The organism is Pseudoalteromonas sp. S2721 (genome assembly GCF_005887425.1).
Classification (GTDB): Bacteria; Pseudomonadota; Gammaproteobacteria; order Enterobacterales; family Alteromonadaceae; genus Pseudoalteromonas; species Pseudoalteromonas simplex.
The window spans coordinates 138,338-159,583 of sequence record NZ_PNCZ01000004.1 but is presented as its reverse complement, the minus strand read 5'-3'; the positions used below and the strand labels follow the sequence as shown (position 1 = coordinate 159,583).

At 41.2% G+C, this 21,246-nt stretch carries 19 protein-coding genes; 11 read left to right on the top strand and 8 right to left on the bottom strand.

What is annotated here, in order from left to right:
* Nucleotides 1-39: 39 nt before the first annotated feature.
* Nucleotides 40-1,635 carry a hypothetical protein gene (locus CWC02_RS01225; protein ID WP_138615981.1) on the top strand — a complete coding sequence of 532 codons (1,596 nt, stop codon included), beginning with the start codon at nt 40-42 and terminating at the stop codon, nt 1,633-1,635.
* 75 nt (nt 1,636-1,710) lie between these two features.
* Here the strand turns inward: CWC02_RS01225 and CWC02_RS01220 are convergent, their stop codons facing one another.
* The 4 genes from CWC02_RS01220 to nadK form a co-directional block, all read right to left on the bottom strand.
* On the bottom strand, nt 1,711-2,109 hold the full coding sequence (locus CWC02_RS01220) for a hypothetical protein (RefSeq protein WP_138615979.1): 399 nt from the start codon (nt 2,107-2,109) through the stop codon (nt 1,711-1,713).
* Between the two features lie 58 nt (nt 2,110-2,167).
* Nucleotides 2,168-3,841: a DNA repair protein RecN gene (gene recN, locus CWC02_RS01215; RefSeq protein WP_054551518.1), complete on the bottom strand. Its 1,674-nt coding sequence runs from the start codon at nt 3,839-3,841 to the stop codon at nt 2,168-2,170.
* A gap of 68 nt (nt 3,842-3,909) precedes the next feature.
* Complete coding sequence (locus tag CWC02_RS01210; RefSeq protein WP_212751470.1) at nt 3,910-4,473, bottom strand: hypothetical protein; 564 nt, start codon at nt 4,471-4,473, stop codon at nt 3,910-3,912.
* Between the two features lie 96 nt (nt 4,474-4,569).
* Nucleotides 4,570-5,454 carry an NAD(+) kinase gene (nadK, locus tag CWC02_RS01205; RefSeq protein ID WP_138615977.1) on the bottom strand — a complete coding sequence of 295 codons (885 nt, stop codon included), beginning with the start codon at nt 5,452-5,454 and terminating at the stop codon, nt 4,570-4,572.
* 120 nt (nt 5,455-5,574) lie between these two features.
* Between nadK and CWC02_RS01200 the strand changes: the two genes are divergently transcribed.
* Together CWC02_RS01200 and grpE are read left to right on the top strand one after the other, a co-directional pair.
* Nucleotides 5,575-6,519 carry an HrcA family transcriptional regulator gene (locus CWC02_RS01200; protein WP_138600471.1) on the top strand — a complete coding sequence of 315 codons (945 nt, stop codon included), beginning with the start codon at nt 5,575-5,577 and terminating at the stop codon, nt 6,517-6,519.
* Between the two features lie 58 nt (nt 6,520-6,577).
* A complete protein-coding gene (gene grpE / locus CWC02_RS01195; RefSeq protein ID WP_054551515.1) occupies nt 6,578-7,186 on the top strand; it encodes a nucleotide exchange factor GrpE in 609 nt (202 codons plus the stop codon).
* 28 nt (nt 7,187-7,214) lie between these two features.
* On the opposite strand, the gene CWC02_RS01190 is transcribed toward grpE, so the two are convergent.
* A complete protein-coding gene (locus tag CWC02_RS01190; protein ID WP_138615975.1) occupies nt 7,215-8,414 on the bottom strand; it encodes a Bcr/CflA family efflux MFS transporter in 1,200 nt (399 codons plus the stop codon).
* A gap of 192 nt (nt 8,415-8,606) precedes the next feature.
* On the opposite strand from CWC02_RS01190, the gene CWC02_RS01185 reads away from it, so the two are divergent.
* The gene (locus CWC02_RS01185; protein ID WP_054551513.1) at nt 8,607-9,404 is read left to right on the top strand and encodes a M48 family metallopeptidase; all 798 of its coding nucleotides are present in this window, start codon (nt 8,607-8,609) and stop codon (nt 9,402-9,404) included.
* Nucleotides 9,405-9,479: 75 nt separating this feature from the next.
* Here CWC02_RS01185 and CWC02_RS01180 read toward each other — a convergent pair whose 3' ends face one another.
* Both CWC02_RS01180 and CWC02_RS01175 read right to left on the bottom strand, forming a co-directional pair.
* Nucleotides 9,480-10,262, bottom strand: coding sequence for an outer membrane protein OmpK (locus CWC02_RS01180; RefSeq protein WP_054551512.1), 783 nt, complete (start codon nt 10,260-10,262; stop codon nt 9,480-9,482).
* Between the two features lie 93 nt (nt 10,263-10,355).
* Nucleotides 10,356-11,669: a Na+/H+ antiporter NhaC family protein gene (locus tag CWC02_RS01175; RefSeq protein ID WP_054551511.1), complete on the bottom strand. Its 1,314-nt coding sequence runs from the start codon at nt 11,667-11,669 to the stop codon at nt 10,356-10,358.
* Between the two features lie 280 nt (nt 11,670-11,949).
* Here CWC02_RS01175 and dapB point away from each other — a divergent pair, with 280 nt between their 5' ends.
* From dapB to CWC02_RS01145, 6 genes are all read left to right on the top strand, one after another.
* The gene (gene dapB, locus CWC02_RS01170) at nt 11,950-12,747 is read left to right on the top strand and encodes a 4-hydroxy-tetrahydrodipicolinate reductase (protein ID WP_138615973.1); all 798 of its coding nucleotides are present in this window, start codon (nt 11,950-11,952) and stop codon (nt 12,745-12,747) included.
* Between the two features lie 207 nt (nt 12,748-12,954).
* Nucleotides 12,955-14,091, top strand: a complete 1,137-nt coding sequence (carA, locus tag CWC02_RS01165) for a glutamine-hydrolyzing carbamoyl-phosphate synthase small subunit (RefSeq protein WP_055020805.1) — start codon at nt 12,955-12,957, stop codon at nt 14,089-14,091.
* Nucleotides 14,092-14,107: 16 nt separating this feature from the next.
* Nucleotides 14,108-17,326: a carbamoyl-phosphate synthase large subunit gene (gene carB, locus CWC02_RS01160; RefSeq protein ID WP_138615971.1), complete on the top strand. Its 3,219-nt coding sequence runs from the start codon at nt 14,108-14,110 to the stop codon at nt 17,324-17,326.
* Between the two features lie 51 nt (nt 17,327-17,377).
* The gene (gene greA, locus CWC02_RS01155; protein ID WP_054551507.1) at nt 17,378-17,854 is read left to right on the top strand and encodes a transcription elongation factor GreA; all 477 of its coding nucleotides are present in this window, start codon (nt 17,378-17,380) and stop codon (nt 17,852-17,854) included.
* A gap of 117 nt (nt 17,855-17,971) precedes the next feature.
* On the top strand, nt 17,972-19,015 hold the full coding sequence (locus tag CWC02_RS01150; protein ID WP_138600478.1) for a S66 family peptidase: 1,044 nt from the start codon (nt 17,972-17,974) through the stop codon (nt 19,013-19,015).
* 57 nt (nt 19,016-19,072) lie between these two features.
* Entirely contained in the window at nt 19,073-19,474 is a 402-nt protein-coding gene (locus CWC02_RS01145; RefSeq protein ID WP_138615969.1) for a hypothetical protein, read from the top strand.
* Nucleotides 19,475-19,546: 72 nt separating this feature from the next.
* On the opposite strand, the gene CWC02_RS01140 is transcribed toward CWC02_RS01145, so the two are convergent.
* Nucleotides 19,547-20,203: a nitroreductase family protein gene (locus CWC02_RS01140; RefSeq protein ID WP_054551938.1), complete on the bottom strand. Its 657-nt coding sequence runs from the start codon at nt 20,201-20,203 to the stop codon at nt 19,547-19,549.
* 102 nt (nt 20,204-20,305) lie between these two features.
* On the opposite strand from CWC02_RS01140, the gene CWC02_RS01135 reads away from it, so the two are divergent.
* Nucleotides 20,306-21,244 (top strand): LysR family transcriptional regulator, encoded by a 939-nt coding sequence (locus CWC02_RS01135; protein WP_138615967.1) that lies wholly within the window; start codon nt 20,306-20,308, stop codon nt 21,242-21,244.
* The last annotated feature ends 2 nt before the right edge of the window (nt 21,245-21,246 follow it).

Here is a 21,246-nt window from a genome sequence, read left to right as displayed (position 1 = left end):
ACAGGAAGTGAGTTATTTTTACATTGAAAGGAATTTAAAATGAAAAAGTTTTTATTATCTACAGTTAGCCTTTTAGGCTTAATACCTGCTGGCCTTAGTGCGTCTGAATGTACGGGTGAGTTATATGGAATCAACTCAGGGAGAGGGAGCTCGGGCTTCGTTTTTTCTTTAGATGAGCAAGCGCAAACGGCTAACATTCATTCTGCTGCAAAGTTCTCATCCGCAGCAATGGCTTTTGATAGCTATCGAAATAGACTCTATTATGTTTCAGCCCCAAGACCTTTAACTTATAAACTGGATACGAGTGTTCTCAACTTATCAGATGAAGAGTTAAATGATCTGCCTATAAAAGCCGACAAGTATCGATTTACACAACTCGCCTATGTTGATATGTCTACAGGCAAACACACTGTAGTGGCACGTACTAACCCTATGACCCGTCTTGCTTATGACCCTAACAAAGACGTTATTTATGGCTCTAAAGGGAGTAAGCTTTACCAGGTTGCTATTGATTCAGGTGAAACTCAGTTCTTAGGCAATATGAAGGGCTACGATAGTAGTTCAGATATTCTGCGTGGCGACATGGTTGTTAAAAATGGTGAGGTTTACCTCATCTCTGCCACAAGCATTTTTTTATTGGATCCGGAAACACTGGAGTTAACAAAAAAATCTGAACATGGTTTAACGACGGTAACAGGTGCTGCTCTAAATCAAAATGACGAATTGGTAATTTCCCGTGAAGTCATTAATGATCAAGGTAATTTTAATATTACTAAATTATATAAAGCATCAATCGAAACGGGTAAAACATGCACATTGGGGACATACCCAGTGCGAATAAACGATTTAGCACTAAATACTCTAAAGCCTGTTGCATGTTATGCGCAGCCTACTTGTAGTACAGGAGTAGAGTCGCTTGTAATTACGAGTATTGATAAGCAAAGAAAGGCACGATGGCAAAACTACACATTAAACGCTTACTTGTTTGATTTACCGATGGCTAAACTTGCAAGTCCAGAAAATTTTGGTGAAAGTGGGGTTGTAGCTAAATCAGTATCGGTTAATCATGATTTTGCGGCATCAGGCTCAATTACTCAGGAAGCGATTGAAAGCTATAACACTGATATCTTCTTTATGGGTAGTTTTTACAACAGTGATTTTACTGAAACAGAAATTGCAGAGCTATATAATTGGTCAGAGAAGAAAGGAAATGTTGTCATCATAGCATCAGATTCCGATATGACTGACGAGAAGGTGTATTCAAAGTGGGGTTATACAGTAACCAGAGAAGGCTACATAGATGGACCAAATACCCAAAACCCAGAAGGTTTAAACTCTCAAATACAACAAGCTATATTTGCAGGTCCTTTTGGAGAGGTTACACGCTTTTATCAGGCTGGTGGTTCAAAGGGGTACTTCTCAGTAATGCCAGAAGAAAGCCAAGTGTTAGCTGTCAATCCAGATGGCTTACCGACAGTGGTTTTTGACTTGAAATCGGGTGATATATTACTCGCAGATAATGCAATTATTAACTCTCAAAATAAAGTTGGTAATTATACCAATGGTACCGGAGTTAGTAGTATGACAGACCGTTTATTTATGAATTTGATATATTTAGCTAGCGAAATCGAATAACGCTAATCAGCAAATAAGAACTAAAATCGCGAAACGTGCTGTTTCGCGATTTTTTTTGCAGCCAAAGTAATTTCATTACCAGCAACTAGTAAGTGAATTTTTTATCCTGTTAGTGTGTTGTTTAACCAATAAATAATTAATGCCAACAAGCAATGAATGAATACCTGCAAACACAACTAACCATGATGAAAGCTCAGCTGTTAGATGATTAACCATTATCAGGCTAGCTAACATGATGACCAATGAATAATTTAATACTGTTTGTAATAATTGCTTAAATCTTAAGTGCTTCCAGCGACTCCATAGAACCAGCAACAATGTAGTTGAGGGCAAGACAAACAAAATACATTTAAATAAAGCAACGAATAACTGCGTATCGTTATAGGGTGGTTCAACCACTGCGCCAAACGAATGCCCTGAGTTAAGTATTATTAAGGCAAGACCCAAAGCTGTAAGTATATTTTTATTTTTCATTTATAAACTCTATACCATCAAATTCATCAACAATCTAAGTTTCATAGCTAAAAATGGGTTATGCGTGTGCGCTTATAAGCTCTTTGGCATTTGCTCTAGCCATTTTACTGATATTGTCACCGGCAAGTAGTCGGGCAATTTCATCAATACGGCCTTCTTTAGATAGCTTATTCATTTGAGTGTAGGTTTCGCCGTTTGCAATTTCTTTAGCTACAAAAAATTGCTGATGTCCAGAGCTTGCAACCTGCGGCAAGTGAGTTACACAAATAACTTGAGTTGATTTACCTAATTGGCGTAAAAGCTTGCCAACTGCAGAAGCGGTTGGTCCAGAAATACCCACATCTACTTCATCGAAAATAAGAGTCGGCGTTGTAACACGCTGAGCAATAATGACCTGAATAGCTAAACTAATTCGCGATAACTCACCACCAGAAGCCACTTTAGACAGTGCTTGTAACGGTTGACCTGGGTTGGTAGATACTAAAAACGACACCGTATCAAAACCCATTGCACTTGGCGCTTTATCGCTAGTTTGTTGAATATCAATCGCAAACCTGCCGTTTTCCATTGATAAGTTAGCCATGCTATCACTAATTAATTGATTAAGCGTATCTGCGTATTTATGGCGGCTTTCACTTAACAGTTTTGCTGCTTGTTTATATTGCTCAAGGGCATTGTTAATTTCGCTTTCGAGTGCAACAAGGCGGTCGCTGTTATAACTAATTGATGCTAACTCTTCTGCGATTGACTGATGAAATTCTACCAGCTCTTCTGGTTTTATATGATGTTTACGGGCAAGGTCCATAGCACCTGTTAAACGCGTTTCAACTTCGTCTAACCGGGCAGGGTCTAAATCAGTTACATCAACATAGCTGCGTATCTCGCGGCTAGCTTCTTCAACTTGAACGGCAGCTTCACTCAGTAATGATGCTATGCTAGATAAGCTTTCATCGTAGCTTGCCAGCTCTGTAAATTGTTGGGCGCTATGTTGCAGTAATGAACACGCACTTTGCTCATCACTTTCGTATAAGTGTTGTAGCTCACGTTGGCATGACTCTAAAATAGTCTGGCTATGGCTTAGTTTATGATGCTCAGCTTCAATCTCTTCGAACTCACCCGGTTGCAGGGCAAATTCATCAAGTTCAGCTACTTGATACTCTAGTAATTGCTTTTGAGCTGCTTGTTGCTGCTGTTGTTGTTCAAGTTGATTAAATTCTTTAATTAATGCTTGGTAGGCTTTAAAGCGCTCTTTAACATCAGCTAATAGCTGGTTGTGGCCGGCATAGGCATCAAGCAGGTGCAACTGATGTTCAGCTTTTAATAAATGCTGATGGGCATGTTGCCCGTGAATAGAAATTAAGTACTGACCTATCTCTTTTAATTGTGCAGCGGTAACTGAGCTGCCATTAATGTAGCTCTTGCTGCGGCCATTTTTGCAAATAACACGGCGTAGTAAACATTCGCCTTCACTGTTTGAGAGTAAATGTTGCTCTAAAAAGTGCTGGGCAAGAGGGAGTTGGCTAATATCAAATTGTGCACAAATTTCTGCACGATCCGTACCTGGGCGAACAGCACCTGCATCTGCACGCTCGCCTAAACATAATGACAGGGCATCAATTGCAATTGATTTACCCGCGCCCGTTTCACCTGTAATAGCTGTCATACCATTGTGCCACTCAGTACTTAAATTACTTACAATGGCAAAGTTTTTAATTTCTAACCCGATTAACATACTGTTTATCCATCCAGTCAATTAACTGTTAATTTATACAGTGTTTTCGGGTTTTGCAAATTAAATTTTTAAGCTTTGCTTAATTCTGGCAGTTGATTTTCTTGGACTGATTCATTTTCAGCTTGCGTACTCTGGGCTAGCGGCTGATCGTCCTGTAAATCGGTGGGGGGCTGATATTTAATTACTTCAATCAGCGATGGTAAGGCTTCTTGATAAAACGCTTTATTGTACTCGATGCCGTTGTAAGGCAATTCAGCCATAAAATACTGTAACCTGTCAGCGAGCTGATCAATTTCCTCAGGGCTTTGCGCTTTACTGGCTTCCATTATGATTGTGTTGATAAGCAAATCGCTAATGAATTCGAGGTAAGTGAGATTTTCTTCATTGTGCGCTTGCACTACAAAGTAATTGCTGGTGATCATATTTAGGCGCGAAATATTCTTAGGGCGGATAATTTTGCCTTCGCTAAAATCAATTAATTTATTTTTAAAGTCATTATTGATTTCTTTGACTCGTTGATTAAAACGTTTTTTTTCAGCTTCAATAGCTTTACGACGATTGCTCTCAACCACCCAGTAACAACCTAGTAAGGTGATAAGTAATAATAGAGCAAGAAAAACGATATAACTCATTTCGCCTTAGAATCCTTTAAAAAATACAGCTTTTAGTCTTATTATTTTGCGCTAATCAATACGCCTTGGCAATTAGCTTGAGATAAAAAAAGCCACTTAAAATAAGCGGCTTCCCCAATTTAATTTTTTTCTTAATACATTGTAGTAAGAGTATTCCTTTGGATGAATCAAACGTAGATGCTTGTCTGCTTTTTTAATCACTACTTCGTCACCAGGTAATACAGCTAAAACTACGTGACTATCACAGCTGACTTGTAGGCTGTCGGTATTTTCGAGGCTAAGCTTTAAACGTACTTCATTGTCAGCGTCAACCACAAGAGGACGGCTTGATAATGTGTGCGGGAACATAGGAACTAATGAAATCGCATTCAGCTCAGGGGTTAAAATAGGCCCGCCGCCAGATAATGAATAGGCTGTTGAGCCAGTTGGTGTTGAAACGATTAATCCATCAGAGCGTTGAGAGAATACAAAGTCGTTATTAATAAAGGCCTCAAACTCGATCATATGCGCAACTTTATCAGCATGAAGTACCGCTTCATTCACTGCCAAGTTTGCACTTTTCAGTTCGGCATGGCGATATACTTCAACTTCAAGCAAGAAGCGTTTTTCCTCAAGGAACTGGCCACTTAACACTTGTTCTAGGCTCGCTTCAAAACCTTCTGGGTTTAAGTCAGTTAAAAAGCCTAAGTTGCCACGGTTTACGCCAATCACAGCGACATCAAAACGCGCTAATACTCGAGCTGCGCCAAGCATATTGCCATCACCACCGACGACTATGGCTAAGTCTGCTCGTTCACCTAAATCTACCAATTTAACTAGGTTTTCTTGAGGAAGGTCTTCAAGTTGACGGCCAGTGCGCTGTTCTACTAGCACTTCGAAACCCAAGGCTCGCAAAAATGTGTGCAGGCGAGCAAGTGTGGCAGCTGCCCCGCTGTGATTAGGTTTGCCAATTAAACCTATGGTTTTAAACGGTGAATCCATGTTATTTGCACTTAAACTTTCATATCGATAGATTACATTAAAAATTAATGCTTTGAAAATAACTTGAAATAAACTTGCTGCGCCCAAATATCCACTGGCAAGAAGCAAGATGTATGAATTATGAAATTAAATCCGCGCGATCAACAAATTTTTTCAGCTGTGATGAGCCTTTACTGTAACGGGGAAGGTCAGCCTGTAGCCTCTACCCGAATTGCCAAACAAAAAGGCATGGCAGTATGTTCAGCTACAGTGCGTAATGCTATGGCACGGCTAGAAAAAGTGGGCTTACTCTATTCGCCGCATACTTCTGCTGGCCGCGTACCAACCAATGCCGGTTTTGATTATTGGCTTGCTGAGTTTTTTGCTCTACCTGAAATCGCACCATATTGGCAGCCTGAGCAAGCACAATTAGTCGAGCTAGCCCATGGTTTGAGTCAGCGCTATAAAGTGTGTTGTTGTGTGGGCTTACCTCAAGTCAGCTCACAGTTGGTCTTTCGAGTAGAGGTGCTTGATTTTGATGGTAGCAATTGGCTAATTCTACTAATAGATAGAGCAGGGCAAAGCCATAACATTTGCATTACCAAACCTGAAGATTCATCTGATGCCGTTCGTTACCAGTTTGCTACTTGGCTTAATACCGTGTTTAGTCAGCAAACCTTAATGGAAGGCTTATATCGTATGCAGGCAATGGCAGCCACTGCACCACATAATTGCCATGACTCTTTAACACAATGGACTCGGCAATTAAGTCAAAAACTCGGTTCAGATAACAGCATTGTGGTAGGTGAAAACTACCTTTACCGCCAAGTTGATTGCCAAACCAGTTTAAACATTGGTGTATCGTTTTTAAATTTTGTTGAAGATAAACTCGCATTTAAAAATGGGTTATCGGTGTTAAACACAGAACAATTGCCATTTACAGACTGTAATGAGTTGATGGTGATCAGCGTTCCTTATTTTAATAACCATGAATACCAGAGCCGATTTTGTGTAATTTGTCCAAAATCAGCGCAAATAGAAGCAATCATCCAAGAATTTAAGTTAATCGGCTCATCAGCCTCTTGAATCTTTTAATTCAATCCCCATAATTACCGCAGTTGTAAAGAATTGGAGCATGTAAGCTATGTCTGAGCAGACAAAATCACCAGAGCAAGAAGTTGAACTAAACGAAGAATTTGAACAAATGCAAGCTGAAGTAGAAGCTGCAGAAAAAGCGGCTGAACAAGTTGACGGCGAAGAAATGAGCCCAGAAGCTGAAATCGCACTATTACACAGTGAATTAGAAGCGGCTAAACAAACTATTAACGATCAAAAAGACAGTGTTGTTCGTGCTGCTGCAGATGTTGAGAACATGCGTCGTCGTGCCGCTCAAGATGTAGAAAAAGCGCATAAGTTTGCACTTGAAAAGTTTGCTAACGAATTATTACCAGTTATCGATAACCTAGAGCGCGCAATTGAGTTTTCTGATAAAGAAAATGAGCAGCTTAAACCTGTGCTTGAAGGTATCGAAATGACTGTTAAGAGCTTTAATGATGCGGTATCAAAATTCGGTGTTGAAATTGTTAACCCACAGGGTGAGCAATTTAACCCTGAATTCCATCAAGCAATGTCAATTCAACCAAGCAATGATGTAGCACCTAATACTGTTCTTGCAGTAATGCAAAAAGGTTATACATTAAATGGCCGTTTATTACGCCCTGCAATGGTTATGGTATCAAAAGAAGCTGAATAAGCTTTAAAGAAAAATAAAAAAATGCCTGTTAATTACAGGCATTTTTTTTGTCCAATTTTCGATGCCAAAGCTGCACGAATATGATAAGTATCAGTGCGCAGAACATCATCGCAGAAAATGGAATAGCACTTTGTGGGTGAACAAAAGCAAGAATAGGCCCAACGAGAGCGCCACTGCCGAATCTCAGGGTACCAATAACAGCTGTTGCAGTGCCTGATTTTTCCTCAAATTGCATCAGTATTAATGAGTCTGCATTACTCGCTACAATACCCAAGCTCATCATCAATGGTGCGATGCTTGCTACAATAAAATACAGCGATAGATGCATCACACTGAATAACAACAATGCCCCACCAGACACAAAGCCAATACCTAGCCCAATAAATAACAGTTTACGAGAACCTAAGCGCGGTACTAAACGTGTATTCATAAAGTTACCGAACATTAAAGCCAGCACGTTAAAGGCGAATAACACACCGAACAATTGCTCATCTACTTTGAAGAAATCGAGATATACATAAGGTACCGATGTTAAAAAGCAAAAGAATGCGAATGAGGCAAACATGGAACTGGAAATATCGGCAAGGGCACTACGACGAGAAAATACCGTTTTATAACTATTAAAGAACAGTGCCAAACCACGTTGCTGACTCTTAAAGATTGGAATATCGATTAAATGAATTTGCACCAAGGCTAAAATAGCGAAACTGTAGGCCGCCAATGCAATAAAAATAACCTGCCATGTCGAAATTCCCATGATTAATGAGCCTAGAGTAGGGGCAATTAACGGGGCAACCATCATAATCATCGAGACATAAGACATGCCTTTGGCTGTGTTCTCTCGATAAATATGACGAATAATACCCGGCACTACAACGGTTGCAGCAGCGCCAGTGAATGCTTGCACAGCTCTTAAAGACCAAAATAATTCGATGTTAGTACAAAATGCTAGTGCTAATGAGCTGATACCAAATAGCGCTAAACCCACCTTAGCGAGTAATCGCCTGCCAAGTTCATCGGCAATCGGGCCAAAAAAAAGCATGCCAAGAGCATAACCTGCTAAATAAATGCTGAGTGATATTTGCACATTTGGCATGGTTGTTTGCAAGTCGTTGGCAATCACCAACATCGCTGGTAAATATAGATCAATTGCCAAAGGCGTAATCGCGACAATACTTGCCAGTAAAGGTAATAAAATGCGTTTATTTAAAGTCTCAGGGGAAGGCATTGTTTACTCAATAATCAAATAGTAGGTCACTATTGTAGCAGTGTGAGTCACTGTGGTGAACTTAGTTTGCCTGCTAAGTAAAAGAATTAACTAAATGGTAACAACTGAGTGGGTGATTGTTCATTTTCATATAAAATTAAGCAATGCTTTGCTATATTAGCCTCAATTACACAAAGTATTTGAAGGACTAGTATGAAAAAGTTAATCATGGCAGTGTTAGCCACCGCTGTTTTAGCTGGCTGTAAAACCTCTCCTACGGGACGTACCCAAATCGCACTTTATTCAGATCAACAAATGAGCCAAATGGGTCAAGCAAGCTTTGCTGAAATGAAAAAAACACAGCCTGTTAATACTGATCCAGGTGTTAATGCTTATGTAAAGTGTATTGCCGATGATGTTATTGCGGTTTTACCTAACGAGTATGCCAAGCAGTCTTGGGAAGTTGTTGTATTTGAAGAAGATTCAGCAAATGCATTTGCATTACCGGGGGGGTATATTGGTGTTCATACAGGTTTATTAAAAGTCGCTGTAAACCAAGACCAATTGGCTACAGTACTAGGTCACGAAGTTGCACATGTTATTGCTGAGCACTCTAATGAGCGTGTATCACAAAACGCACTGTTACAAACAGGCCTACAAGTTGGTGGTGCAGCACTTGATATGGGTAATGTTCAATATCGTGGCGAAATTATGCAAGCCTTAGGCTTAGGCGCACAGTATGGTGTTGTTTTACCATTTAGCCGCTCACATGAATCAGAAGCAGATATTGTTGGCTTAGATTTAATGGCAAAAGCAGGGTTTAACCCAGAGCAATCAGTGTCACTTTGGCAAAATATGAGTGCAGCTGGCAGTAGCGGTACCCCTGAGTTTATGTCGACTCACCCAGCACCGGGTAACCGCATCAAAGAGCTTCAAAAGCATATGTCGGAAGCATTAAAAGCCCAACAAGCGGCGCGAGCAAAGGGTAAAACCCCGCAGTGTAAACTGTAAAGAATATCTATAGAAATTAAAAAAGCCTGTACTCAGTGATGACTACAGGCTTTAATTTTTTCAGCTTTCAGCTTATTAGAACGTCCACTCAACGTGAAGTTGTGGTACTGACTCAGTTGTGTCTGTACCTAGCTTGTTGTGCCAGTATTGCCACTCAAGGCCTAGCAGTAAGGTGTTTTCTTTCATGCTCATTGCGTGACCTAAATCCCACGTAATGATTGGCTGCGCTAAAATCCACGCTTTAACATCTTCGCCAAATTCATTTTCACGCTCTGCAATGTATTCAACATGGCCTGTTACGTTGAACTTTTGTGAGCCAATAGTGAATGGGTAGCCCCAAGCAACATCAATCATCCAGCTGTTCGTTTCAGTTGGAGCACCACCGCGTGCTACACCTTCACTGTCATCGATGTAAGCGGTAAATAAAGTAGATAAAAAGCTAAAGCCAGGTGCTTGCCAGCTTAGTTTTACACCCGGTAAATACTTAAGAACTTTCGAATCGCCTGCGGCATTAAAACCTGCCGTTAAACCTACATCAGTAATTGCGCCGTATGAGAAATCACTGCCAGAGATTTTTGATAAACTGAATGTTGAATACCATTCGCCGTAAAAGTCTTTATCTTGATAACCATCTTGACGGTCGTCATTGCTGTAATCAATAAAAAAGAAGTTGTCGCCATAGTCATAACCAGATGCATGCTGTAGTGATACAACCGTGGTGTTTGACTTAGTCAATGAAAACGGGTTTTTGTGTTCACCGTTATTAACGTGTAATTGCGTAGAGCTCCAATTAGCGGCATAGCTCGAAGTACTTACTGCACAAAGCGCAGCAACAGAAAGGATCTTTTTCAAGTTCATATCTCAATATTGATGGTGTAATGGGGGATATAAAGTGAGGATTATAGCAGATACGCCCATATTTGGGCGTATCGAGAGAAAAAATTATTTAACTTATGCTTTATTTCGGCGTAAGCAAATTACTGCAACGGCAGTAAAGGCAAGAATAAAGCAGTAATAAGAAGAGGTAGAGACTTCCCATGGGCTAATTTTGAAGGTTGCGCCCAGTAGAAGTGCTTGTGCGCCATACGGCAATGAGCCTTGCGTAACACAAGCAAAAATATCAAGTAAGCTTGCTGAACGCTTGCCTGTAATTTCACCATCATCCGCTAATTTTTTAGCAATCGGGCCTGCAACTATAATAGACACGGTATTATTAGCGATGCATAAGTTACTGGTCATAACCAGTGCTGCAATCCCTAATTGATCTGCAACTTTACGGTGCCATTTTGCAACGATTTTTGTAATTGCTTGAATTTTGTTAGCAATATAATCAAGACCACCATTAATACGGATAAACTCTGAAAGGCCACCAATAAACATCGATAGCAAGAAGATTTCCTGCATATCAGTAAAGCCTTTATAAATATCTTTAACAAAGCTTGCACCTTCATAGCTGCCAGTAAAGCCCATGAGTGCGGCAAAGATAATACCACTAAACAGCACCACGAATACGTTAAAGCCCATTACCGCGAGCACTAAGATAAAGGCATAAGGTAACACTAATAAAATATCGAAGTCTTGTGTCTCTACAGCTTCTGCTGCAGGGGTTAAGAAGAACAACAAGCCGATAGTTAATGCCGCAGCAGGTAAGGCGATTTTTAAGTTCTCACGGAATTTATCTTTCATTTCACAGCCTTGCGTGCGGGTTGCAGCAATAGTTGTGTCCGAGATGATTGATAAGTTATCACCAAACATGGCACCCGATACAATCGTGCCTGCCATCAGAGATGGATCAATGCCTGTTTTTTGGGCGACGGCATAAGCAATCGGGCCAATCGCACCGATAGTACCCATTGAAGTGCCCATCGCAGTCGACACAACCGCAGCGATTAAAAATAATCCAGGTAGTAACAGAGCAGGTGGAATAAGTGATAAACCGGCATTAACAACGGCATCAACACCACCGGTTGCACCAGCAACCGCAGAAAACGCACCAGCAAGCAGATAAATCAAACACATAGTGATGATGTTGCTATGGCCAGCACCTTTAATAAAGGTTTCAACACTGTGGTTGATGGTATTTTTATTTAAGATAAACGCCAGCATGATGGCAGGTAAAATTGCCACAGGAGCAGGCAATTGATAGAAGGCGTAATCGACACCTTGAGACTGTAAGTATAAGCCAGCGCCTAAAAATAAGCCGACAAACACCAAAAGCGGCAGCAAAGAAAGTTTTGCTTTTGTTTTATTAAATGATGGCTGCATCATATTCCTCGTTAGATAACCAATAACACAGCCAAACACTTCTTTTAGCTGTATTTAGTTGTGTCTAAAAGACAACAACAGCGCCCGCAAGCCAAAGACCAAATCGGCGCAAAGGAAGAAGTTTAAATGTATAGATGGCTAAATGCAAAGACTATCTGTTATTATTGTTGTTCTATTAATAAATCTAAAATTAGTTCTGTATTTTTTATAAGCTAACCTGACTATTACATGAGTTTTCGATAAAATCCAGCCAGCTAAGAAGAATAGATAAGGTAACTATATGAACCGCATAGGTGTATTTGGCGCAAACGGCCGCATGGGACTTGCACTTTTAGAAGCAGTCTCAAAAAAAGATGACGCAACATTAACGGGCGCGTACGTACGCGAAAACTCACCACTTTTAGATAGTGCGGTTAATCAATTAAACAGCGCTGCATCAGCAGATGTTTCATTTAGTAAAGAAACAGACGTAAAAGATGCAGATGTATTGATAGATTTCACCTTACCTCAAGGCATGCGCAACCACTTAAAAACAGCGGTCGAAAAAAATATCGCGATGGTAATTGGTACTACGGGCCTTAACCAAGATGATCTTGATGCCCTTAATGAAGCGGCGAAACACATTCCGATTGTTTTTGCCCGCAACTATAGCGTAGGTGTGAATTTACTGCTTAACTTAGTGCAGACTGCGGCTGTGAAGTTTGGCGATGATATGGATATCGAAATTTTTGAAGCTCATCATCGTCATAAAATCGATGCGCCATCGGGAACTGCATTGGCAATTGGTGAAGCGATTGCTGAGGCAAAAGGCTGGCAGCATGATGAAGTCGCGCGTTTTGATAGAAGCAATGACGAACACGCAAAATCGCAAAATGAAATCGGTTATTCAGTCATGAGAGGCGGAGATATAGTAGGTGAACACACCGCATATTTCGCAACTTCTGGCGAAAGGCTAGAATTAACTCATAAAGCAAGTTCAAGAATGACCTTCGCATTAGGTGCTGTAAGAGCTGCGGGCTGGTTGAAAAATAAACCAGCTGGACTTTATGACATGCAAGATGTGCTTGACTTGAAGTAGTTTAGTTTCTTTTTTGGCAGTTTCAGTGAATTTTTAGTTAATAACGCTTATTTTTACTGTTTTATTAATTAAGATTAGATCTGAAAGCTAAATTACTGTAGAATAGCGCCAATTTGCCAAAAATTCATAAATGCGTGTTTCCAATCGCTTTAAACGGGCAGTAGAGCAAATGACTTTACTCCCGTTTTTTACTGTTAGGAGGTTAACTTGACTAAATCCGCTCTGTTAGTCCTAGAAGACGGCACAGTGTTTCGCGGTACTGCAATCGGCGCTGACGGCATGTCAGTCGGTGAAGTAGTATTCAATACGTCTATGACTGGTTATCAAGAAATTTTGACTGACCCTTCATACGCGGAACAAATCGTAACTTTGACGTACCCACATATCGGTAATACGGGTACTAACAGCGAAGACGAAGAAGCGGGTCAAATCTGGGCTAAAGGCCTAGTGATCCGTGATTTGCCACTGCTAGCAAGTAATTTCCGTAACGAGCAATCGTTAAGTGATTACTTAAAAGAACGCAATATTTTAGGTATTGCCGACATCGACACTCGTAAATTAACACGTATCTTACGTGATAAAGGCGCTCAAAATGGTTGTATCATTGCAGGCGACGAGTTAGATGAGAATAAAGCGCTTGAAGCTGCGCAAGCCTTCCCAGGCTTAAAAGGCATGGATTTAGCAAAAGTTGTCTCAACCAAGGAAAATTTTGAGTGGCGCGAATCAAGCTGGACGTTAGGTTCAGGCTTTAAAACGCTAGAAGCAGCAGACGAGAAGTTCCACGTTGTTGCTTATGACTTCGGTGTTAAACGTAATATCTTACGTATGTTAGTTGACCGCGGTTGTAAATTAACCGTTGTTCCTGCACAAACATCTGCAGAAGACGTACTGGCATTAAACCCAGACGGTATCTTCTTATCAAATGGCCCAGGCGACCCTGAGCCGTGTACTTACGCGATTGAAGCAATTAAAACTTTCCTAGAAACAGACACGCCAATCTTTGGTATCTGTTTAGGTCACCAATTACTTGCACTTGCTTCAGGTGCACAAACGGTGAAAATGAAGTTTGGTCACCACGGTGGTAACCACCCAGTTAAAGACCTTGACCGCAATGTTGTAATGATCACAGCGCAAAACCACGGTTTCGCAGCTGACGAAGCAACATTACCAGCGAATTTACGTGCAACTCACGTTTCTTTATTCGATGGCACGCTACAAGGTATTCACCGCACAGATAAGCCTGCATTTAGCTTCCAAGGTCACCCTGAAGCAAGCCCAGGTCCACATGATGCGGCGCCATTATTTGACCACTTCATCGACCTGATGCAAGCACGTTCTAACTAATTTAACCGGAGTAACAATGCCAAAACGTACCGACATAAAAAGCATTCTTATCTTAGGCGCGGGCCCGATCGTAATCGGTCAAGCTTGTGAATTTGACTACTCTGGTGCACAAGCGTGTAAAGCACTACGAGAAGAAGGCTTTCGAGTAATTCTTGTAAACTCGAACCCTGCAACTATCATGACTGACCCTGAAATGGCGGATGCGACGTACATCGAACCAATTCACTGGGAAGTGGTAGAGAAAATCATTGAAAAAGAAAAGCCAGATGCAGTACTACCTACTATGGGTGGTCAAACAGCATTAAACTGTGCGCTTGATTTAGACAAGCACGGTGTACTGGCAAAACATGGTGTTGAGCTAATCGGTGCAACTGCTGATGCAATCGATAAAGCTGAAAACCGTGAGCGTTTTGACGTAGCAATGAAGAACATTGGCCTTGAGTGTCCACGTGCAGAAATCGCTCACTCAATGGAAGAAGCACACGATGTACTTAGCCGTATCGGTTTCCCATGTATCATTCGTCCATCATTCACTATGGGTGGTACCGGTGGTGGTGTTGCATACAACCAAGAAGAATTTGATGAAATTTGTGAGCGTGGTTTAGATTTATCACCAACAAATGAACTTCTAATCGACGAATCGTTAATCGGTTGGAAAGAGTACGAAATGGAAGTTGTTCGTGACAAAAACGACAACTGTATCATCGTATGTTCTATCGAAAACTTTGACCCTATGGGTGTTCACACTGGTGACTCAATCACGGTTGCACCAGCGCAAACACTAACTGATAAAGAATACCAAATCATGCGTAATGCATCGATGGCGGTACTTCGTGAAATCGGTGTTGAAACAGGTGGTTCAAACGTACAGTTTGGTGTGAATCCAGTTGATGGCCGTATGGTTATCATCGAGATGAACCCACGTGTATCGCGTTCTTCAGCACTAGCATCAAAAGCAACCGGTTTCCCAATTGCGAAAATCGCTGCAAAACTAGCAGTAGGTTACACCCTTGATGAGCTTCAAAACGACATCACTGGCGGTAAAACACCAGCGTCTTTCGAGCCGTCAATCGACTACGTTGTTACTAAGATCCCACGTTTTAACTTCGAAAAATTCGCAGGTTCAAACGACCGTCTTACAACACAGATGAAGTCTGTGGGTGAAGTGATGGCGATTGGTCGTAACCAACAAGAATCACTGCATAAAGCATTACGTGGTCTTGAAGTTGGCGCAACGGGCTTTAACCCAATTGTTGCCCTTGATGATCCGAAAGCAAAAGAAAAAATCATCCGTGAATTACGTGAGCCAGGTGCTGAGCGTATTTGGTACGTTGCTGATGCAATGCGTCACGGTATGAGTGTAGAAGACGTATTCGAATTAACTAAGATTGACCCTTGGTACCTAGTACAAATCGAAGACATCTTAAAAGACGAAGCAACAATCAGCGAAGTAGGTATGGCTGGTTTAAATGCTGAGTTTTTACGCAAGCTTAAGCGTAAAGGTTTTGCTGATGCGCGTATCGCTGAAATTGCCGGTGTTTCTGAAGCAGAAATTCGTAAGAAGCGTCACCAGTTAGATATCGTGCCTGTATATAAGCGCGTTGATACCTGTGCTGCAGAGTTCAGCTCAGACACAGCTTACATGTACTCATCTTATGATGAAGAATGTGAAGCGAATCCATCTGACAAAGATAAAATCATGGTAATCGGTGGTGGTCCTAACCGTATCGGTCAAGGTATCGAATTCGATTACTGTTGTGTTCACGCAGCATTAGCTTTACGTGAAGACGGCTATGAAACAATCATGGTTAACTGTAACCCTGAAACTGTTTCAACTGATTACGATACATCTGATCGTTTATTCTTCGAGCCAATCACGCTTGAAGATGTATTAGAAATCGTACGCGTTGAAAAGCCAAAAGGTGTTATCGTTCAGTACGGTGGTCAAACACCACTGAAACTTGCTCGTGAGCTTGAAGCGAATGGCGTGCCAGTTATTGGTACTTCACCAGATGCAATCGACCGTGCAGAAGACCGTGAGCGTTTCCAACAGCTTGTTGAGCGTCTAAACCTTCTTCAACCAGAGAATGCAACGGTTACTTCTTTAGAAGAAGCGATTGTTAAGTCTGCTGAAATTGGCTTCCCACTGGTTGTACGTCCTTCGTACGTACTAGGTGGTCGCGCAATGGAAGTGGTTTATGATGAAGACGATTTACGTCGTTACATGACTGAAGCTGTATCAGCGTCAAATGAAGCGCCAGTACTACTTGACCACTTCTTAGATAATGCAATTGAAGTTGACGTTGACGCTATCTGTGACGGTGAGCAAGTAATCATAGGTGGTATCATGGAGCACATTGAGCAAGCAGGTGTTCACTCAGGTGACTCAGCGTGTTCATTACCAGCTCACTCACTAACTACTGAAGTACAAGACGTAATGCGTAAGCAAGTGACAGATATGGCACTAGAGCTTGGCGTAGTAGGTCTGATGAATACACAGTTTGCAGTGAAAGACGGTAAAGTTTACTTAATCGAAGTAAACCCACGTGCTGCGCGTACAGTACCGTTCGTTTCAAAAGCGACAGGTATCGCACTTGCTAAAGTAGCGGCACGTTGTATGGCAGGTCAGTCGCTAGCAAGCCAAGGTATTACAAAAGAAGTAATACCTCCTTACTACAGCGTAAAAGAAGTGGTACTGCCATTTGCTAAGTTCCAAGGTGTTGACCCAATTCGTGGCCCAGAAATGCGCTCAACGGGTGAAGTTATGGGTGTTGGTGAAACTTTCGCCGAAGCATTCGCAAAAGCACAATTAGGTGCAAGCAACACTTTACCACGCGGTGGTCGCGCGTTACTATCGGTACGCAACAGTGACAAACCACGTATCGTTGAACTAGCTAAAACCATGACTGATCTTGGTTTTGAGCTAGATGCAACAGGTGGCACTGCAAAAGCACTTGAAGAAGCTGGCATTGCAGTTCGTCGCGTGAACAAAGTATACGAAGGTCGTCCTCATATTCTTGATAGAATTAAAAATGGTGAATACAGCTACATTGTAAACACTACTGAAGGCCGCCAAGCGATTGAAGATTCGAAGGTGTTACGTCGTGGTGCGTTACAGCATAAGACTAACTACACAACGACTCTGAACGCGGCATTTGCTAACTGTACTGCAAACCAAGCAGATGACCGTAGCAAGGTGACGTCAGTTCAGGAACTACACCAGCGAATGAACTAAGGAAATGTGCCAAGGGCGAGGCAATCGCTCTTGGGATTAAGTGAGAATAATATGCAATCAATTCCGATGACAGTTCGTGGTGCAGCATTACTGCGCGAAGAACTTAACGAATTAAAAACAGTTACCCGTCCAAAAATCGTTGCTGATATCGCTGAAGCACGTGAGCACGGTGATTTGAAAGAAAACGCTGAATACCACGCTGCTCGTGAGCAACAAGGTTTCTGCGAAGGCCGTATTCAAGAAATTGAAGCGAAGCTTTCAAATGTGCAAATCATTGATGTAACTAAAATGCCTAACACAGGTAAAGTTATTTTTGGCACAACGGTCACTATCGTTAATGTTGAAACCGATGCTGAAGTAAAATACCAAATCGTAGGCGATGACGAAGCAGATATCAAAAACAACCTGATCTCTGTTAACTCACCAATCGCGCGTGGTTTAATTGGTAAAGAGGTAGATGATGCCGTTATCATTAAAACGCCAAACGGTGAAGTAGAGTACGAAATCATTGAAGTTGAGTATATTTAGTAGCTTAACCAAGCATTGAGAAAAACCGCAGTTCACACTGCGGTTTTTTTATGCCTGTTTACAGGCGTGGATTTATTCGGTACGTTGGCTACAAACTGTTGCAATGAAGGAGTAATAATGGCGAAAATTCAGTATCCTAAACCACTTGTTCAAGGTGATAAAATAGCCATATGTGCTTTTTCATCAGGTGTTGATAAAGCCTTTCATGAGCGCTTAGACATAGTACTTAATGGCTTAACAGCCAAAGGTTTTATTGTTATTGAAGGTGCCTGCTTACGTCAGTCACACAATAGTGCAAAGCAACGTGCTGATGAGCTCATGCAGTATTTAACTGATGATTCAATCGCAGCCATCATGCCGCCATGGGGGGGCGATCTCACCATGGAAATTTTACCGCTTCTCGATTTTAATGCGATAAGCAAAGCAAAACCTAAATGGTTGGTTGGCTTTTCAGATATCAGCACGTTTGCATGTGCATTAACCACTCGTTGTGGCTGGGCAACCTTGCACGCTGCGAATTTAATGCAAATTCACCCTGACGATCCCGATGTTTATTTAGCAAATATATTCAGTGCCATGTCACTTGAAGAAAAACAGCAATTGCATCAAGTTGCTTCGCCTTTTTATCAGCAAAAGCAAATTGATTATAAAGCTAAGCCTGAGGCTCAATTTGACTATACTGCTCCTAGCCAATGGCGCTGTATTAACTATAAAGATAAACGCCAAATTGAAGTGTCTGGTCGCTTAATTGGCGGCTGTTTAGATACCTTAGGTCTGTTGTTACCCTCTAATTATTATGCATTGCATGAATTTAAAAAGCAGTATGCGCCTGAGGGGTTAATTTTATACCTAGAAAATGCAGAGCTTAGTCCGATGGCTCTTGCACGTTGTTTGTTATCGTTAAAGTTGAATGATGTTTTTACTGATGTAAATGCGGTGGTATTTGGCCGCAGCCCTGCAATTAATAACGACTGCTACTTTGATGAATACCAAGCAATAGAGCTCGCATTTAAAGGCAATTTGTTCCCAGTTATTGTTGATGCCGACATTGGCCACGTAGCCCCTAATTTAGCATTAATTAATGGTGCTGTTGCCACAATAACTGCAGATTTGTGTGAAGGTATGGCGAGTAATGTGGTTGTGAAGACAATATGTAATTAAAGGAAGCTCTGATTGGCTAGAACTAGGTGACCAAGTTTGGTTTTGGGAGATATTAGTGTGAAAGTAAAATTATTATTGCTTGGCATGATATTACTTTTGTCCTGTTCAACTGCGAAAAGTGCTCTTTATGTAAATTCTGAAAGTTGTACAGTGAAGTTAAATAACACAGAAAAAAAACTGGGGTTAATTACTCCATGCAGTTTAGTGAAAGTTCATGATAATTTATTGAATTTTAAGAAATATGGTGAAACAGAGGTTTATATTATTTCTGGGGCACCATCACCGTTAGATAAGCTGTCGAGATGGTCCGTAACAAAAGAAGATAACTGTTCACTAGAATATCAAGCTGTTATTGTTAATAATGAAACACTATCATTATCAAAGGTGAAGGATGAAACCTTGGTTTGCCCTAATTTAGGCTTGGATGAAAAAGTGTATAGGCAGTTTCTATCTGATTAAAAGCTTATAAGCTCATTTATAATAGCCATTTAAAGTTACGCCTACATTAAAAGGCGTAACTAATAAGGTTTGTTAAACAATCTTAATTACAGAATTTTTATCTAAACGCGATTTTGGTAATGCAGCATTATAGTCTTGCTCTGGCTCGTGATAACCAATAGCGAGTGCCACCTCACAAACATAGTCGCCTAATTCATCTGCAAAAAGCTCTCCGAGTAAATCTTTATCGACACCTTCCATCGGTGTTGAGTCTAAACCTAAACGAGCCACTGTATGCATGGTATTACCTAAGGCAATGTAGGTTTGCGCTTTAGTCCAAGCAGCGTTAACACCTTGCTCATCAGTATTTAAATCAACAAAGGCGAAGGCGCCAAATGCTTGCTCTTTGTTTTCTGCTTTTGTACGGCCATTAGCAATATCGGCATCAATTACTTTTTCATAATCAGCACGTTTATAGCTTGGGTTATAAGCAAATAAAATGGTGTGTGATGCCGCTTTTGCATGAACTTGGTTAAACTGAAACTTATTTGCAAAACTATCATGCAGACGCTGTTTACCTTGCTCTGATTCAATGACCACAAACTTCCATGGTTGAGAATTAATAGACGATGGCGATAAACGTAATGCTTCTAAAATTACAGCTAAGTCTGCTTGGCTAATTTGTTTTGAAGCGTCGTAACGTTTACTAGTATAACGGCGTTGTAAGTCAGAAATGATTGGGTGTGTCATGATTTGCTCCCGCATGTATAACAATTAGGTGCAGTTTACGCCTTGCATACTTTGCGATAAAGCGCATAATCGAATAAACATTATCAAAAATTTTTAGTTAATATGCTGGTTGAAGATCTTAAATTAATCCTCAAGGTGGCTGAATTTCGCAGTATTACAACCGCGGCAGCCAAATTAGACATGCGAGCTGCTACCGCCAGTGCGGCAATTAAACGTGTTGAAGCAGCGCTGGGGGCTGAGTTATTTGTTAGAACTACTCGTCATTTGCGTTTATCTGCGGCAGGGGAGCGCTTTTTACCTCAGTGTCAGCAAGCAGTGCTCATGCTAGACCAAGCCACACTCGCGTTAAAAGGTGAGCATGATGAAATTGAAGGAGAACTAAGAGTCGCATTATCTTCAGATTTAGGCCGCAACATCATTATCCCATGGTTAGATGAGCTACTTGATGAGTATCCAAAGCTGAGTATGCGCCCGCATATTAGCGATAGTAATGTCGACTTTTACCGAGACTCCGTTGATTTTGCGCTTAGGTATGGCTCGCCATCCGACTCAAATTTGTATGGCTTTAAAATTTGTAATGTTCCGCGGCTGTTATGTGCAACCTTGGAGTACATTGCCGAACATGGCGCGCCGACACATCCCGATGAATTAAATCAGCATCAAGGCCTATTTTATCAACTGCAAGATATCATCAATAATGTCTGGGAATTTACCGATGGAACCGAGCGTTTTAAGGTGAAAATGCAAGGCCGCCGAGCATCTAATGATGGCGATTTGGTAAGGCGTTGGTGTGTGGCTGGTAAAGGCCTAGCGGTTAAATCTTGCATTGATATCAGTGATGATTTACTAAGTGGGCGGGTAGTGCCCGTGATGCAAAATTATCCTCACTTATGTGCTGAGCTTTGGCTAATATGCCCAAGTCGACAGTCCATTACACCCGCGGTTCGTCTAGTGCGTGATATATGCCGAGAAAAAACCAAGGCGATCCTCAATCAACTGATTGAAAAAGGCATATTAGATAAGCGGGTACTCGATAACTAATT